The sequence below is a fragment of the Microcoleus sp. MON1_C5 genome, assembly GCF_036701875.1.
Lineage (GTDB): Bacteria > Cyanobacteriota > Cyanobacteriia > Cyanobacteriales > Microcoleaceae > Microcoleus.
Window position 1 is genome coordinate 118,356 of record NZ_JAUBRN010000009.1, and the last position, 16,717, is coordinate 135,072.

Consider the following 16,717-nt stretch of genomic DNA (forward strand, 5'->3'; position numbering starts at 1 on the left):
CAGATTCGGTTAAATGAAGGCGAAGTAAGGACACAACATTGTTGTGTCCTTATTTGTATGGCAGACAATTCAGAATTAATACAGATAAAGCTTTAGCTAGCTGCGGGTACTTACAAAAATGGCTGCCAACCCTTACCCCGATAGCCAAAATCGAAGATTTCGGGATGGAGAATTTCTGCTAAAATTTCTAACGAATCAACCAATCTCGGCCCCGGTCGATTAAAGTAAGAATTGCCGTCAGTTATGTAAACTTTCCCCGTTTTTACGGCTTGCAAATTAAGCCATTCTGCGTATTTAGTTATCTGCATTGCTTCGCTGCGAGTGCGGTTTAAATCAAAGCCGCAAGGCATGAAAATAATTACATCGGGATTAGCTTCTACTAGCGATTCCCATTTTAACCAAGGGGAATGTTCCCCGACAATTCCAAATAGCGAATTGCCTCCCGCCATTGCCACTAATTCGGGAATCCAGTTACCCGCAGCCATCAAAGGCTCAATCCATTCGATGCAAGCTACTTTGGGAAGTCTCTCTTTTGTGCTAATAATAGATGAGGCTTGTGTTTTCGAGGTAATAGCATCGATGCGGGATTGCAAAAGGTCGATCGCACTTTTGCCATCTACCCCCAAAGCATCAGCAACTCGCTGAATATCCGTCCAGATTTCTGCTAGCAGATTCGGCTGCAAAGAAATAATTTCCGGCTTGCTATTTACCAGCGTGCTTACTGCTTGTTCAACCTCTGTTAGAGAACAAGCGCAGACTTCACATTGAGCTTGAGTAATAATGTGAGTCGGCTGCAATTTTTCCAAAGTATCTATTTCTACTTTATAGACACTGAGCGCATTTTGCAACAATTCTGTCACGCGGTTGTGAATTTCGCTGCTAGTTCCTTCGGGATTGAATTTAGGCTGAGTGCAAACAGGTAAATTTTGAATTTCTGGGGGATAATCGCATTCGTGGGAACGGCCCACAATTGCATCGGTTAATCCTAAAACTGCTACAATTTCAGTGGCACTGGGAATTAGAGAAACAATTCTGAGTTGGTTCATTGGTTTTCTGTTTTTTACAGATTTATAAGCACAGGAGTTACAGATTTAGAAGCACAGGCGGGACGCCCGTGCCACAATAAAAGGGATTGTTAAACTTTCAACTTTTTTAAGAATTGCAAATCTTGCCATGCTTGAATGAGATTACCTTGCATCAGAGCCGCTACACCGTTTAAAACTCTAATTTCCGGTAGGTTGGAGTTGAGAGCGAGAGCTGGTTTTAATGCTGTTTGAGCAGCTTTGGGATGCCAGCCGTACAGGTGTACGAAAGCGAGATAGGCGTAAGCGTAAGGGTTTTTTGAGTCGAGTTGGGTGACTTTTTCTAAGGCTGCGATCGCACTTTTGACATTCTGCTGCAATACCCGAGAAAATGCCAAAGCATAAGCCAATTCTAGATTATTTGGTTCCTGCTGCAACCGATATTCTAACGCTTGTTCCGCTTGCACAGTATAATCTTGAATTGGATCGTACTGATTGATGCGCCCAATCTGCTCGAACACAGGTTCTAAACCTGGCAATCCTTTCGGTAAATTAACCGCCATCGCCCGCAATTGAGTCACCAAATCTAACTCAGGCTTATCTTTATTATCCTCGTTTCCCGGCTCTGCCTGAGAACGCATACCCAGAGGCTCTGCCTCGATCTTAACACTAATTGCCGGCACATTAATCGGATAAGTTTCGCCGGTTTTCCGATTTAGATAAGTAGCTTGCAGATTGTAAGTTCCCGGTGCAATATTAGCAGGAGGAAGCATCGCCGTGCGATCGACAACTCGAAACCCCACAGCAAATTTATCCGCTTCCAGCATCCCCGGATGCAAAGTCGCCTGGCCGATCGCGCGATCGTGTAAAATCCTGAAAGTCTGTCCCGGTGGGATATCGCCAGACTGCTGATTTTCCCACGTTACCAACACTAAACCAGACTGCAACTGCTGCCAAGGCCCAGACCAAGTATAAGTAACCGGCAGCGCGACTCCGGGAACTGCTTGTGCAGCGACAGTAACTCGATCTAATTGTACTTGCGATCGCCCTTCATTCAACGGCTGTATTTCGACAGGCTGCACTCGCTTGCGATAAAGATTTAAATTAGTATAATCGGGCAAAACCCAAGTTTTATCTAACTCAAAATTATCACCTTTTTCAATGGCCGTAACTGCTGCATTTTGAGCTTGTTTAATCCGATCGCGAATCGAACCTTGCGGGCCGCTTTTAGTTACGAACCAAGAGAGCGATCGCACATCTTGCGGCACTTCTTTTAAATTCGTTCCCACCTGCCGCCCGTACACCTGAAAATTAGCCAAAGCACCGTAAAAATTTAAATTATGCTGGTTAATTTCCGGCGTCGAAGGCAAGACGCCTAAAGTAGACTGCAAATAAGGTTCCCTATCAATAATTTCTGCAATTACCTCTCGGTGCGGCCACTCTTTCCCCAAGTAAGGATAGTTAGAATTGCCGGGACTGATAATTTGAACTAAGCTATGTCCAAAAGCACCTCCCAGCGGCCACATATGGAACAGCATCGCCAGAATTGCCAAGCCAATTGTACCCCAGCGAATTTGTCGTCCCCACCTAGAAGGCCACAGCGTTAAACAGTATGCTAAGAAAATAGATAAAACTGGCAAATAAGGTATCACATATCTGTCGTCTTTGTTGATATTTAGAGAATTAATTAAATAAGCTCCTCCCCAGAAAACAGCCAGCCAGCGACAGGAGTTGAGATGCAAGATTGAGGAACTATCTTGGCGACGACGCCAATAAAGTATTAATCCTACTAAGGGAATAAGTAGCAGAGGCCAAGAAATGTGTTCTGGTAAGTGTTGACCGTAGTAAATCCAAGCGTCGATCGTATTGAGGGCCGGATCTCCTTCGGCGATCGCAGAATCCACCGTTGCCCGTTTTCCCCCGGTCAAAATTAACAGCCAATTGGTTTTCGCCCACGGCCCAAACACCGCCACCGACAGCAACAGAGCACCAGTTAATTGACCTAATCTCCCCCAAGCTTTTTGCCGCACCGCACCAACAGCCAACCAGACAATCGGGGTAAATAGAAATAATACGGTAGTGTGTTTAACTAATATTGATAAGCCGAGAGAAATTCCAAAGGCGATCGCCCAAAAGAAAGATGAGGGGGAGAGTGGGGGAGTGGGGGAGGGGGAGAATTTATACTTTTTCTTTGTTCGTTCCTCCAACTGAGTTCTATCGGTTACATCCGTTAAATCCGTTGCCGAACTTCCTTCTTCCTTGTTCCTTCTTCCTTCAGAAGCCTTCCACATTGTCAGACAATAGAAAGCAAAAGTAATCGCAGCAGTGAGGGGATAGTCGAGCAAAAATTGCAAGCGGAACCGATAAAGTCCGGGTAACAAAACGCAAATTGCAGCGGCCCACAAACCGACTTGCCGGTTAAAGAGTTGGGCGCCCAGACTGTAGACTGAGGCGAGGAGAATTGCACTAAATAATAGATGAACGAGGGTTGCCCGATCGCCCCCAGTACCGAAAACCTGAAGAAACGGAACGGTTAAAATGTATGCCAAGGGCGGAATTTTCGTCGAAAGCAGCCAGAAGTTTGTCCACCACTCCCCGGAAAACCACTGAGGATGCTGCAACGCCTGCAAGTATTTCAGGGTGCTAGTCAGGTAGTCGGCTTGATCCCACGCCGGGACAGATCGATCGAGGGCAAACCAGAGGCGATCGCTAATTGCCCCCAGCAGCCAAATTATGCCCAGGACAAGCAGACTCTTGCCCTCGCTGTCCCGATGTTGCTGTGCCATTGCGATTCTTGGATTTTAGGTTGCAGCTTTTAGCTTACAGGCGGGCGGTTCCGGGCGATCGAAAATTAATTTGAAAAAGTGCTTGCTAAATTTTGTATGTGTCTGCTAAGATAGTAAAGCGCGAAAAAACAAGCCGGGATAGCTCAGTTGGTAGAGCAGTGGACTGAAAATCCACGTGTCACGAGTTCAAGTCTCGTTCCTGGCACTTTAACCCCTTACAAAATAAGGGGTTTTCTTTTGGGACATTTTTACCGATCGCAGCAATTGATTTGCATTGATGTGCAAGTGATGTGCAAGTGATGTGCAGATTTAACTGGTCTTAAATCATTGCGGCACGTCCTCGGTGGCGATCAATCCAGCATAGTGCTCCCAAATTGTGCGCGGGCTGTTGCCGACCCACGTCGCAACTTGTCTTACCTGAATACCTTTGGCCAGGCAGTGAGAAATAAAGGTATGTCGGCAGTTGTAAATGGGGCGTTGCCTGATATTGAGGTTCTCTAGCATTGAATCCCACTGTCGAGAGCCTAAATTGTGTCCGTCGATAATGAGACCCGTTTTACTGGGAAATACCAGGGAGTCTCCGTCTGTAGTCCCCCGCTCGATCGCCTTCAAGAGCGATCGCAGTTTTGGGTTGACCGGGAAAATGCGCGATTTACTGGTTTTTGTGCCCTTGCTTACCCCGTAGACGAACGCTTCGCAGAAAGTGATTTGAGATGCGTCAGCGTCAATATGCTTCCATCGGAGAGCGATTGCTTCGCTGGGCCTGCACCCAGTGAGAAATAAAAATTCAATGAGCGGAGCGTAAAATTCCTCTGTTTCCTTAAATGCCTTGATTATGCGATCGCGCTCTTGTTCGGTAAACGGCTGTATGTCGGCGGGCGGCTTCCTTGCTTTGATTTTGATTTTTTCAAATGGGTTGGCTTGGATTAGGTTAAACTCTACTGCCCAATTGCAGCAGGCGTTAATTTGCATAAGTGACTTCTTAGCTGATCGAATTGTGGTCTGTTCGATTAGCTGTAGTCTAATTTTGTGGGCTTGATTTAGGTCGCCGCAGGTCTTAGTAATGTGGCGGTCAACCACAGCAAAATCTTTCTTGATCGTGGTTGCCGCCAAGTGCTGAGCTTTGTAAGCCGTGTATTTCTCCCAAAGCTCGCCCAGGGTAAGTGGGTACTCTGTTTTTGGTTTGGACAACACCACGGCGAGGGATTGGTATTTTTGAAGCGAAGTGTCAAATTTGCCAAAAGCGATATCGGCGGCAATCGCCCTTGCCTTTTCCTCTGCCGCCGATCGGTTAATCGGAGTGTCGGGCAATCCTAAATACAAATACTTTTGTTGACCTCCGAACAGGTGGCGGGGTAGCCGCAACCGAAGCATTCCTCTAAGTTCGCAAACAACTACGGAGCCTTTTTGGTTTCTAGTCATAATTGAATTCCTGTGCCTACGCGACCTAATTAAATGGTTTTTCTGGTTTTATGGCTCCATCACTCCCATACCACACCTAGCAAATTCTCGCGTTATGTGAGCAAAGAGAACCGTCTTTCCTGCGCCTGTGGGTAATTGCAGCATTACACTGCGATTACTCTGCCATGCGGCAAAGATTTGGTTGATTAAGCCGATTTGGTACTCTCTAAGGTCGTATGTCATAGGGTTTTTATTCTTTGGGTACAGTAGAACAAGTGTCCGATTTTTCGGACATTTTTAGAGTCTGATCGTTTTTGCGGTTCTTCTTCCCGGTTATTTTCTAAAAAATTTAGTGGGCGCTAGATATTGGGTTTAGGTTTTAACTTTTCTAAAACTCTTTAAAAGTAAAAGTTAATAAGTAAAAGTTATTGTCTAAAACTCCCCGCAAAATTTTTTCAACCTATAATTTTCCCTTATCTATTCGACCGCTAATTTGCCGCCTTCGCCGACGGGCTGAAACTAGCCGATGTTCCAATAAATAAATGTTGGGATGAGGTTTCCACCAATGCTCGTGTAAGAAAATTAATCCGTCTTCGGCTGCTAAATCGGCGGGCATTCCCTTTAATTGCGGTAATTTTTCCAACAACTGCTTTTTGATAATTGGGGGAATTCCCGATCGCTTTTGTTGAACTGGTGTCGGCTCCAGGCGGTAGCTGTTGGATAAGTGGCGACTTACTGTCGCGGTAGAGCTTCCCCGCGACAGAGCGATCGCCTTCTGGCTGCCACCATAGAATTCAAATCCTGATTCGCAGTAGACAAATCGAGAACCCCTTGCCAGTACCCGCGCCGGTATTTCGCAGGTGTGAAGGGTTCCCGGCTGCACGATGCGGCTTGGGATTTTTTCAGGGTCTTTGCCCTGAGCTTTTATCTTTTCGATTTCCTCCTGTCGTTTGCAGTAGAGTGAAAGCTTTTGTTGGTTCTGAGCTTCGATTTCTGTGGCGAGTATGTGGAGTGAGCTCAGATCGTCTACGTCAATGGCTGCGATCGGGCCGAGTTTTTCCAAGCCGGCGATCGCTACAACTTTTTCAAAACTTGTGTAATAGACCGTTATCCAGTCGCCCTTTTGGTGGAACTGGCGGATGAGACCCGATTTTTTAGCCTCGCAGAGTAGGCGGCGCACACGATGTTTGGAGCGATCGAGTATGCGACTTGCACCTAATAGTGAAAAGGTTCCTTGGCCGCTGCCTTTATTTTTGCCGCCGTGCTGCTGGCGTGATTTGTCGTAGCGGCGCGCTAGTAGCCAGATGCTCATTTGGCGACCAAAGTAGGCGTACAATCTGGCGGGGAATCGTACCAAATCTGGCTCATCATCACTGACATACTCGCTATGCCAATTTTCACAGAGGTTAATGAGCCATTCCGGCGCTGGTGCGGGTGGATGTTGCAGTGGGTTGTTGATCCACTTGTAAGATTTTCCGGTGGTCGGATGGATGCTTGGTGGTAAAACGCTTTGGTGTCCTATCCAACGAAATTCTAAACACTCTTCTTTGCCGTCATCGCCGAAAATGCCGGTTAATATTTTTTGATATGTAATACGATGCCACTCTGATTCTGGGACTAAAAAAAGGCATTGTTTTCTACCAGGGCGGCCGCTAGTCCATGCGGTTGTTCTCGTGAAGTCTGAAAGGTCGTTTTCTCCCGCAAGTTTTTCTAATAATTTAGCTGCCGAGTCGCCGTCGATATCAATTGCCAGCAGACCTTTGCCCAACTTAAGTCCTAAGCCCGTTGCTTTGCCGCGCTCCAATTCTGCGAGGCAGGAGAGGCGATCCAAGTCGGTCTTTGTCCAATTTTTGCGGTAGGGTCTTTTACCGATAACTGGCTCTAAAATCCAGTCGGCGGGGAGGGTTAAAAGTGATTCGCTAGCGGTTAATGTTTGCTGCATAGCTAGCGAACTTCTGGCCCCTTATCCAAGATTATTTGGAGGGCTGGAAGATTCCATTTGTAAGTTGCCCGGTTTGTATTGGTGCGCCGAACATCTCTAAAATGCTTACCTTGCTTAAAAGTGCCGTCAGTTTTTAAGTGAAGTAAATGCCCGCGGCTGATGCCTAATTCTTGGGCTGCGTCGGAGGTTGACACCCAATAACTTGATAGTGGCCACCCTAATGCTTTCTGCATATTTTTAGACCTCAACCGCAAAAATCATGCTGACTAATTCCTGGTCGGTAGTTTGCTCTAATTCACCGTCTTTGAAGTATTTGAGCCAGATGATCGGCATTCCCCCACTGGAGAAATCAAAGCCCGTAATTTTTCCTAAAACCGTTACATTTCTTTGGTGGCAAACGGTTTGCCCTATTCTGAAGGTTTCAAGCTTTTGTAAGTCGGCTAGCCTGCTTTCTAAAACCTCTATTTGCTTCTCGATATGCGGTATTTGCTTCTTAGGTGCTGAGGGTTTAAGTTGCTGGTAACTTTCTACTCTGTCAAAAAGTACCTGCTTCTCGCTGGCGATTCTTTCTACTATTTCTGGCGGTAATTCAGTTTGGGGTTCTTCTACTAATAAATCGGGAGACGCTGCGGTGTCCCCTGGGCTTGAAGTTTCGGCAGTGTTTCCTGCTAAAAATTCAGCGACTTCTGAGGACGCCAGGGGCGAAACTGTGCAGGCTGTATTTACTATTGCTTCGATAGCGGCTTCTGCTTCTGCTAATTGTTCGCGCAGTCGCTCGTTTTTTTGCTGTAAGGCTGTTACTTCGTTTGTATCAGGCTGGGGGAAAAGTTGAAGCAGACTAGCAATTAAATCTGCTGCAAACTCTTTTCCTTCTTCCTCTGGGAGTTCGATCGCCTGTGCGAGTACCAGCGTCTTTAATTTGGCTGGAGTCACCAAAACTTCGATAAGGTGATCGGAGAATCTGTCCTCCCAATTTGCCATGAAGTCGATCGGGCTTACTTCGTGAGAGAAAGGGGCAAGCGTTAACCCTGCCGGCCACTTGTTGGAATATATTTTGTCTTCTTCCTGAAAATAGTAATAGGTTTGTTTGGCTGTATCCCAAGTTAAATCTGTAGCCCAATTGGCATCTTTCTTATTATTGGGGATAAATTCTAATTCAGCGTAGGCGATATCAACTGGTACGGTGAAACCTTCTACTGCAACACTGACTAATTTTCCTGTTTTCCACGTGTGAATTTCCCCCGTTTTCCCTTCTAAGCCTTTGGCAAAAATCTTGACTTTATCTCCCCTGTTGAGAGTGTCTTCTGTTGTCGGCTTGGCAGGCTTTTCCGATTCGCTCAGTATTCTTAACTCTGTTGAGTCGAAGGCGATTGACTTGTTGCCACTATAATAAAATTCAACGTGAATCTTGCCTAACTTGTCTACATTTGTAACAAAGCCTCTATTGTCATTTTTGAGGGTTTGCCTGACTTCGACTGGAACGCCTTTGGTAAATCCGAGGCTTTGAATTGCGCTTCGGAAGTCATCGGATCGCTTGCCTGAAACCTGAAAAACTGCAATTTCTAAATCCTTCTTGGTTGCCTTCCTGTTTTCGGCTGCTGCTAGTCTTTGGGCGTATTCGATGGCCTTGAGTTTGTCGTCTATATTGTCGATTTCTTTGAGCGGTTTTAGGTGAGATGAGGGGAATTTGAGTGTTATGTCCTCGCCGTATTCTTCAGAGATTCTCGCCTCCAATTGGGCTAGGACTTTCGCGTCTTCAATTAATTGGTATGCACTGCTGATTGATTTGCCGAATTCGGTCTGGCAGTAGCTTTCAAACGAGCGATAACCCAGCGCTTTGTAGGCTTTGCGATCGCGAGCTTGGGCAAGCATCGCCCCCAAGCTATCGAAATTATCTTTGATTGCCTGCGTAACTTCTTCTGCTTCTTTGCGGCCCATTTCGGCGGGGTGGACGGGTCGCTCTGTGGTTGCCATTGTCATAACCGGATATCCTTTGTGACTTTAGGGCGGTGCATCAATCGTTGGGGTTTTCTAGGATTTCGATTGCAATTTGTGCGAGTATTCCGGGCGTTAGCGAACCCATTAGGATGATGGCGGCCTGAAGTTGATCGTCAAAATTGCCGGTAAAGGGATGCAGTTTGATTAGTTGAGTTGATTCGCGAGCTCCGATTTGATTGCAAGCAATTTGAGCGACTGCAATCTGTTGGGGCCAGTCCAATCCTTGAAGCAAAACTCGCAGGTGTTTTAGTGAGGCTTTCTCTTGGACTATTTGATCGGCTACGTCGTTGTTGTCAGGGGTGTTATCAGTCATTGGTTATTGGTTATCAGTTACTAGGAGGGGGAGGAAATCGCACATCATTCGATCAGCGTTGAGGGAGGGTCGGATGTATCAATTGGCTTCATTTCGTATATGTCCCAGACATCCCAGAGGATGGTCATCGCTACTTCGGCTTTAGTTCTAGGTAGTAGATGCCGGAGAAGGTTGATGGCCGCTTTTAAGTTAGGGCTGTAGCCTTCGTCTTTGGGGAGGATCTGACACAATCGATTCTTAAAGTCGATTTCTTGTATGGCGTTGATTGCTAATGTCAGGTTTTCTTGGTGGCTGAATTCTTGGGCAAACATAGTGATTTGCTTTTTGATCTCTATGTCCTGATCGGTAAAGGCGCGCTCTTGGTCATCCATGTTTGTGAATAATGAGTTAGGGGATGTCGTGGTGTTAGCGATGTTTTTGCTTTACCTTTTTGGCTGTGGGATTTGGCGGATGGGCAGCAGCTTTCCTTTTTAAGCTTTTGGGTTTGGGGCTGGATCGGTACTTGTCTTTTTTCATGATTGATAAGGGATAAGGATTTGAGGAAAGGCGATCGCAGCACCGCACTGCGATCGCCGAAACCAACAATGAATCAATTCAGGTAAATGAAAAATCTCAGCTTGAAATTGCTTGTTACATCTGAATCACCTCCCGAATACCTCTGTGTGGTTTGTGAACTATCGGCCGCTGCCTCGGTAGGGGCTTGGTTTGGAAATTGTTTGGTACATATGCGGGGTGAGGGGTGATAACCCTGTTGGTAGACTCCCTTATCGCGAACCGATGCAACCCGAGATATAAAAGGAACACGCTCTCGATCTGAGCAACACAAGCGCGCTGAAGCCTGCAGGACTTACACAGCTTTCTGCTTGGTGTTATTCGTTTTTGAGGGTCAACTTATATTTGAAGTAGGCAGGCCGTGGACGCTAATCACCGGCCTGCCATTTTTGTCCTTTCACCAAACTAACGGAAAAGCACTTGCGCTTTTCCGCTAGTTTTACTATACTATGACACAAGAAAGAAAACAACCACTGACTCCTGTGTTTTTACGCCGACGAGTAAAACTAACGCAAAGACAAGCTTCTGACCTTCTTGGAGTAAGGGAATCAACGATCAGTGAATGGGAAAGAGGGATTTCCTCCCCCCATGTGTTGATGGTCCCGAAAATTATGCAGATATATAACTGCACTGCCGATGAAGTGATCCAGGCTTTTGTAGAGTTGCATTCATCTCGTGACGAGGGAAAGGTACTGGTTGCACCGAACCTTGAAAATTAAATAGTCAAACATCTACCGATCGCAAAGTGTCCGAAATTTCGGACACTTTCTCGGCAAACAGGAAAAAGGGATTTAGTTGACGGAGGCAGCAGTGGCTCTAGTTTGTATTTTTTGCGATGGTTCTTGCTCGGGTAATCCGGGCCCTGGTGGTTGGGCCGCTGTTCTGACTGTCCCCGGAAGACCCAATATTAAGATTGTTAGCGGCGGTGTCGATCAAACGACTAACAACCGCATGGAGTTGACCGCAGCTATTGAAGGTTTGAAAGCATTGCACTCGCTTTGTGAAGTCGAGATTGTGTCTGATTCCACCTATCTTTGTCACACTATGACAAAAAACTGGAAGCGCAGAGTCAATCTCGATCTGTGGGAATTGTTAGATTCTCTATGTGCCACTTATCCGGTTACTTGGGTATGGAGACCTCGCAACTCAACTCCTGAGTTAGTTACGTGCGATCGTGTGGCCAAGGAACAATGGAACAAGCAAGCGGTGCATTAAGGCTGTTTCTCTGGCTGATTTTCCGATTGACCAGAGTGAAAATAATCCCAAGAGTCGATCGGCGAACAAAGCCCGTTAGTAGCGAGGTAATACATGACCAAGCAATGGTTTTTGATTAAATCTTTGGGTGTGACTGTCGATTTATCTTTGGTTAGTCACGTTGTTTGGAATCATAAAACAGACAAATGTCTCTATACCGGGATTTGTCTTGGCACTAGCGTTGCTTACGATCCAGACACTACTTCCATAGAAGGCAATAAATGGTGGGTTTCCGATCCTGCCGACAGGGAGGATCTCCAGGCAGCGTTAGTCGCCTTGGGTCTGCCAACAGTTGAATTGGTTTTTGACCGACCCCGAGGTCGGGGTTTTTCCAGGCAAGAGGTAGTGGACGAGTGAATTTGGCGACACCTGACTTTGGCTGATTTTCCACTTAGCCAGAGCGAAAATAATCCCATGAACCTCTCGAAAGTGTCCGAAATTTCGGACACTTTTGGTTTTTGGGTATTGAATTTTAGATTTTAAATCTCATGAAAATCAAGCTCAACAAGTCTGAACAAGCTCTTGCTCTCCTCCCTGGATGCAAGGGAGTCGATCGACTGGTGCTTTATGCCAGCCTTGAAAAACTGGGGTATCGGTGGAGTGTGAAAGCCGGCAAGTGGTCGCTGATGAGGTGATTTTATGGCAATTTCGTCGCATCGATGCTGCTCTTTTTTTGAGAGCGACCCAGAGTATCCCGACCTAGAATGCCGTAAACTCACTGCCAAGCGATACCTTCGGTTGATTTACTCGGCTGATTATCGCGACGATCGATTCATGGATGATGACCCCGATCGTGAATGGTCGCTCATTAGGTGATGAGATAGACCTTGAGGTAGTTTTAAAGAGTGAAGTAATTTATTCCATGAAAAAGAAACAAGTTGGTTGGGTTGGGAATGCAGAGTTGACCGAAATACAAAAAACTCGTTTAGAGGTTGCTACACAAATATTTTCAGCCATGATAATTGGCTCTGATATTTTACGTGCGGCTAATCCTGACATTCGGGAAGATCCCTGTGAGTACGTCAACGAAGCAGTAGATTATGCCAATCTACTCATAGAGCGGATTATAGAAACCTCTGACCTTGAGGATTAACTGATTGGGCGGCACCTGCCTTAGTGGTGTGCGATCCGGGCTGACGGGTTTCTCCCCATTTATCTTGTTGTGGCGATCGTGGTTGTCTTCAAGTGCGATCGCTCATTTTTTAACAGCAATTAAAATACCCCTCGACTGCGAGAACAGTCAGGGGCCGATCACCTTCGTAAATTAGGCACAGGCGATATGCAAAATATAACACATCGGCACATCGATCCAAAAACTTTTCGTGAGTTAACTCAATGGTCTGTTTATAAGATTGCAAGAGAGACAGAGATTCCAGTGGACAGTCTCTATAACTACTTGAAGGCTGAATCTGACCCCAAGTACAGGGAGCCAAAGCCCTATATAAAGAGGCTTCTGGGTGAGATATACTCTCGGTTACACCCGAATTAAAGTTACAGCCCTCTCCTTCGTGGAGGGGGTTTTTTTGTGTGAATTTGACTCGATTCAAATAGATTTTGGTCACCGACCAATCATTGGTCACTGACCAGTACCTTCTTTATGATCGGCTCTCTATTGTTAATGTATCGATTCAAATCGATACAAATCTATTCATTAATAAGGAATTGAATCATGAAGGTTGCAAGTATTGAAATCGTTGACTTTGGGGATTGTGGCGACGGTGCGGCGGTAGTGGTTGAATGTGAATCAATTCACGAATCGATTCATCCTCCCAGTGAATTGATTCACCAAAGATGGGTATCATCTGCCGAAGCCAAACACCGCCTTCGAGTCAAAAACCAAGCAGAGTTTGTGCGAGCGATCGCCAAGCTTACCGACGAACACAAAATCCCTCATTCAGTGCTGCGGCGTGGCAGTGCGAGAAGTACGGAATATTCTGAGTTCGCGATCGCCTTGGTTCGCGCGTTGCCGAACGAGCAAGCTTTCAACCAATTAAAACGCGAATACTTTGGCAGCACTGAACAAGTGAGCATAACTGCACCGCTGAAATTCAAGGAAAACGCTAACAACCAATTAGCAACATCTAACTCACAAATTGCGGGCTTACAGCAGCAGGCTCAATTAAAACTCCAACAACTGCACGAATTGTGTGGGCAGTGGCAGGAGGCAGAGAAAGCCGAAAAATTAGCACAGCAAAAAGACCAGGAAGCTCAACAGGCTCAATGGGATTTAGAGTGCATTGATGAAGTGATGCGAGAACAAACGTACAAGAAAACTCGCAAACGTGAAATCAGGGAAATGCTCAACCAGGGGAAAGTCTGATGCCCCATTACAAAATCAAAGTTTTACGTTGTTACAATTCCCCAAAAATTCTAACTGTGACTGCCAGCAACTCTCAGCAAGCAATTCGCGCTGCGGCTGCCGATTTGAGGAATGAAGGCGTCACGGATGCGCGGGGACTCGAAGTGATTGGCCAAGTCAAAAGTTTGAGGGATTAAATATGAGTGCAACGGCTAATTTTCAAGATTTTGATTCTACTGTTTTAGGTAGCCATTTCATCTCGCATGGATACGATCACGTGCAAGGAATGATGAGCGCTAAATATGGGCTTGATTTGGATGGCTTGAAAGACTTGACCGCCGAGCAATTGGCAATTATGAGAGATGCCGCCGACAAGTCAGCGTGGTTAGTCAAGAATTACCAGTTGATTGAGGATATGATCGGCGACATCATTGACGGTCGAGTCACTTGGACTGAACTGCAAGCCCGATTAGTAGAACGCGGCGCTAAAGGTGCCGAGAAAATAGAGAAAGCTACTGCCGATATGATGATTGCTCGCCTCAAATGGCAAGCGGCGGTCACCAAGCAAGGTATCAGGTTTGACATCAAGCAAAAAATTGTCGATAACAAAGTTGCTAATTACCGAACATTAAGCGATCACAAATACGCAACATCTTTGCAGATTGAAGCCGACAAATTAGCCGAACAAATGGCGGTAATTTCAGCTGCACCCAACAAAGCTTTGGCAATGGCTCAATTTAATGAAGCCAGGAAATTGGCATTGCAGAAAATGACCGAAGCTTTAAAGTTTGGCAGTGCTGCACCCATGCTGCCGACGGGGCAATTTCCAGCATGGGAATCGCAGCAACGGGCGGGGTTTGCGATCAATGTTCCCAGCCGAGTCGTTAGCACGACTGCGGCCCACAGTCTGGGTGCTGGCGTGGGCGGTGCAGTTGGTGGTTTTGGCTCCTCCCTTAAAAAGGGGTTTACTAAAATCAGTCATTGGTTGAACCCAGGAGGTGCAGCATGATGTTTCCTTTCTCATCGGCACCCCCTCCGGCTCATTCCTTGCCTCCTGATGATTCGATCGATCTCAAATCACTTAAAACTACCAGCGATAGGCTCTTTCAATCAATTTGCGGTGCGATCGGCGGCCTCGCTGCCCACTCGGCTCGTTCGGCTCCCCAGTATTTCCCGCTGCTGGTGATCTGTGCCTTGGCGGCAATAATTGTTTTGGCTACCGTGCCACCGCGAAATAAGGATTTTCTCGGCTTGTACCGGAGCGGCGCGCTAATTTTAGCGATCGGTGTGCTGCTGCCTTTCTGGGATTTACTGCTGGGTATTCCGCAGCAAGTTGTTGTCGGCGCTGTGGTCTTGGTGATTGTGTTGGTGATAGCTCTAGTTGCATTTTTGGGGAGGAATTAGCATGGCATCCCCCAGAAACCTCGCTATTGGTGGATTGCTCGGCGGCGTTGCCTGCTACGGATTGGCGATCGGAATTATCCCGGCAAATCGCTACCTATATCAGCGGCAGGGGTTGGGAGTTGCGGCGGCTTGCCTATTAATTGGTGGCTATGTTTCAGCACAGCGGGCAATCAAGGAGCAAATCGCGATCGATCGACAGATTGCAGAGTACGAAAAACAGCAGCAACTAATCAAAGAGGCAACCCAACCAGTAATGCTTGCAGAAGCCAAGAACAATGCCGAGGTTTCTGCGGAAATGCGCCAGCAATTGCACACTCTGGACGCGGGTGCCGCTTTTGCTCACGTCGTTTATGAAAATCATCCGGCATGGGCTCAACAGCAAATTGAGGCGGCTTCTGTTAAGCCCGAGCCTGAGCACGTCCCGGACGAGAGCGATATAGATGGCGAATTGCCGAACAATTTGGACAAATTGGCTCAAGCCAAAACAGTTGAGAAAAACTCATTGGCTGGTGTGGAACTGCCCACGGCACCTAACCTTGGCGTCAGATTTTTCGACTGGAAGCGGTTTAAGAAGGAGTCGAAATTGTTTCCTCACGTTCGCGCTGTTGGCGCTACAGGAATTGGTAAAACTTGCATAATTGATTGGCTTCTTGACGTTTTTCCGTCGGAAAAAACGCAGGTAATTACGGTGAAGTGCCGGGTCAGTCAGTGGCAAGGCTTGAAAGTGGTCGGCGTACCAGAAGATTTTGACGCCATTCGATCGGCTCTCGAAGATTTGCAATCTGAGCGCAAGCGCCGTACTCAGGAAATGGCTGCAGGAGTAGAATCTCCAATGTTTAATGTTGCGGTTGATGAGTGGCGGGTCATTACCAAAAACGTTAAAGCTATCACCGATCGTGCATCCAAAGAAATCACCTCTCCGAGTGCCAGGGATATTATGGGCAACATGATTACTTTGGCTCGCGAAGTTAACATTCGTATGTTTGTAATGGCGCAAGGTCGCCAAGTCGAAACGTGGGGGTTGGAGGGTGAGAGCGATTTAGCAGAATGTTTCTGCTCAATTTATTTGGGTAAGTTTGCCGTTGCTGAAGCGGAGACTATTCGTAATCGCCATCCAAGTGACTCGCAAGCTTATAGACAGTATCAATCTGTCCGAGATTATTTAGAGACTCTTGGCTCCAGGGCTGCATGGATTAGTTGTGCTGAGGGCGAATTTCCCGCTATTGTTCCAGATTTGAGTGGATGGACTCGCCCTAAAAAAAGCTCCATAAAATTGCCAATTGAGGCAGTGCAGCCAACTAAAACAATTGGCGAAGATTTGCCCGCCGAATTGCTGGATTTAGCTCGCCAAAGGCTTCAAGTTAACTTCGGTTTGGCTTCCTCTGATACTTCTATTACTTCGGAGAATACAACCCCGCCAGAAGCTTCTGAAGCGTCTGTGGAAGTTCGCGAAGTACGCAATGACAATGCTTTGGGCGATTTTGACTTGCTTCCTGTTGACGAACGCTCCAAGGCTTTAACCAGACTTTTAAGCCTCCTGTCACACAATAGGCTTGAAGTGATCGAGCTAATACCAAGCCAACCAGATAAAGCTTTGTGGTTGGGTATTAAAACACTCAAAATGCGAGTAACTCCTGCTTCTCAAAAAATTTTTGGTTGCGGAACTGGTGGCGCTAACTTTCAAAAAGCACAAGGTTGGTACAAAAACCTTGAGAACCGATTTGGAAAAATTATCGAGTAGTAGAG

General features: G+C 46.5%; 19 protein-coding genes and 1 tRNA gene. 11 read left to right on the forward strand and 9 right to left on the reverse strand.

The window, feature by feature from the left end:
- Positions 1-110: 110 nt before the first annotated feature.
- Both QUA71_RS06855 and QUA71_RS06860 read right to left on the reverse strand, forming a co-directional pair.
- A complete protein-coding gene (locus QUA71_RS06855) occupies positions 111-1,046 on the reverse strand; it encodes a cobalamin-binding protein (protein WP_333283541.1) in 936 nt (311 codons plus the stop codon).
- 89 nt (positions 1,047-1,135) lie between these two features.
- Positions 1,136-3,808 (reverse strand): phospholipid carrier-dependent glycosyltransferase, encoded by a 2,673-nt coding sequence (locus QUA71_RS06860; RefSeq protein ID WP_333283543.1) that lies wholly within the window; start codon positions 3,806-3,808, stop codon positions 1,136-1,138.
- A gap of 132 nt (positions 3,809-3,940) precedes the next feature.
- On the opposite strand from QUA71_RS06860, the gene QUA71_RS06865 reads away from it, so the two are divergent.
- Positions 3,941-4,013, forward strand: a tRNA-Phe gene (locus tag QUA71_RS06865).
- A gap of 119 nt (positions 4,014-4,132) precedes the next feature.
- Here the strand turns inward: QUA71_RS06865 and QUA71_RS06870 are convergent.
- The 7 genes from QUA71_RS06870 to QUA71_RS06895 form a co-directional block, all read right to left on the reverse strand.
- Entirely contained in the window at positions 4,133-5,230 is a 1,098-nt protein-coding gene (locus QUA71_RS06870) for a tyrosine-type recombinase/integrase (protein WP_333283545.1), read from the reverse strand.
- A gap of 48 nt (positions 5,231-5,278) precedes the next feature.
- Entirely contained in the window at positions 5,279-5,452 is a 174-nt protein-coding gene (locus QUA71_RS29210; protein WP_445243757.1) for a DEAD/DEAH box helicase family protein, read from the reverse strand.
- A 217-nt stretch (positions 5,453-5,669) separates the two neighbouring features.
- Positions 5,670-7,151, reverse strand: coding sequence for a bifunctional DNA primase/polymerase (locus QUA71_RS06875; RefSeq protein ID WP_333283546.1), 1,482 nt, complete (start codon positions 7,149-7,151; stop codon positions 5,670-5,672).
- Between the two features lie 2 nt (positions 7,152-7,153).
- Positions 7,154-7,384: a hypothetical protein gene (locus QUA71_RS06880; protein WP_333283548.1), complete on the reverse strand. Its 231-nt coding sequence runs from the start codon at positions 7,382-7,384 to the stop codon at positions 7,154-7,156.
- Between the two features lie 4 nt (positions 7,385-7,388).
- On the reverse strand, positions 7,389-9,131 hold the full coding sequence (locus tag QUA71_RS06885; RefSeq protein WP_333283550.1) for a hypothetical protein: 1,743 nt from the start codon (positions 9,129-9,131) through the stop codon (positions 7,389-7,391).
- A gap of 34 nt (positions 9,132-9,165) precedes the next feature.
- Complete coding sequence (locus QUA71_RS06890) at positions 9,166-9,462, reverse strand: hypothetical protein (RefSeq protein WP_333283552.1); 297 nt, start codon at positions 9,460-9,462, stop codon at positions 9,166-9,168.
- Positions 9,463-9,506: 44 nt separating this feature from the next.
- Positions 9,507-9,833: a hypothetical protein gene (locus QUA71_RS06895; RefSeq protein WP_333283554.1), complete on the reverse strand. Its 327-nt coding sequence runs from the start codon at positions 9,831-9,833 to the stop codon at positions 9,507-9,509.
- Between the two features lie 630 nt (positions 9,834-10,463).
- On the opposite strand from QUA71_RS06895, the gene QUA71_RS06900 reads away from it, so the two are divergent.
- The 10 genes from QUA71_RS06900 (at position 10,464) to QUA71_RS06945 (ending at position 16,712) form a co-directional block, all read left to right on the forward strand.
- Positions 10,464-10,733 (forward strand): helix-turn-helix transcriptional regulator, encoded by a 270-nt coding sequence (locus tag QUA71_RS06900; RefSeq protein WP_333283556.1) that lies wholly within the window; start codon positions 10,464-10,466, stop codon positions 10,731-10,733.
- Positions 10,734-10,809: 76 nt separating this feature from the next.
- The gene (locus tag QUA71_RS06905; RefSeq protein ID WP_333283558.1) at positions 10,810-11,229 is read left to right on the forward strand and encodes a ribonuclease H; all 420 of its coding nucleotides are present in this window, start codon (positions 10,810-10,812) and stop codon (positions 11,227-11,229) included.
- A 93-nt stretch (positions 11,230-11,322) separates the two neighbouring features.
- The gene (locus QUA71_RS06910; protein WP_333283560.1) at positions 11,323-11,625 is read left to right on the forward strand and encodes a hypothetical protein; all 303 of its coding nucleotides are present in this window, start codon (positions 11,323-11,325) and stop codon (positions 11,623-11,625) included.
- 131 nt (positions 11,626-11,756) lie between these two features.
- On the forward strand, positions 11,757-11,903 hold the full coding sequence (locus QUA71_RS06915; protein ID WP_333283562.1) for a hypothetical protein: 147 nt from the start codon (positions 11,757-11,759) through the stop codon (positions 11,901-11,903).
- A gap of 143 nt (positions 11,904-12,046) precedes the next feature.
- Entirely contained in the window at positions 12,047-12,361 is a 315-nt protein-coding gene (locus QUA71_RS06920; RefSeq protein WP_333283563.1) for a hypothetical protein, read from the forward strand.
- Between the two features lie 576 nt (positions 12,362-12,937).
- A complete protein-coding gene (locus tag QUA71_RS06925) occupies positions 12,938-13,588 on the forward strand; it encodes a hypothetical protein (RefSeq protein WP_333283565.1) in 651 nt (216 codons plus the stop codon).
- Entirely contained in the window at positions 13,588-13,764 is a 177-nt protein-coding gene (locus QUA71_RS06930; protein ID WP_333283567.1) for a hypothetical protein, read from the forward strand. Before QUA71_RS06925 ends, QUA71_RS06930 begins: the two co-directional genes overlap by 1 nt.
- Positions 13,765-13,766: 2 nt before the next feature.
- On the forward strand, positions 13,767-14,576 hold the full coding sequence (locus QUA71_RS06935) for a hypothetical protein (RefSeq protein WP_333283569.1): 810 nt from the start codon (positions 13,767-13,769) through the stop codon (positions 14,574-14,576).
- Positions 14,573-14,971: a hypothetical protein gene (locus QUA71_RS06940; protein WP_333283570.1), complete on the forward strand. Its 399-nt coding sequence runs from the start codon at positions 14,573-14,575 to the stop codon at positions 14,969-14,971. Before QUA71_RS06935 ends, QUA71_RS06940 begins: the two co-directional genes overlap by 4 nt.
- Before the next feature lies 1 nt (position 14,972).
- Positions 14,973-16,712, forward strand: coding sequence for a hypothetical protein (locus QUA71_RS06945; RefSeq protein WP_333283572.1), 1,740 nt, complete (start codon positions 14,973-14,975; stop codon positions 16,710-16,712).
- The last annotated feature ends 5 nt before the right edge of the window (positions 16,713-16,717 follow it).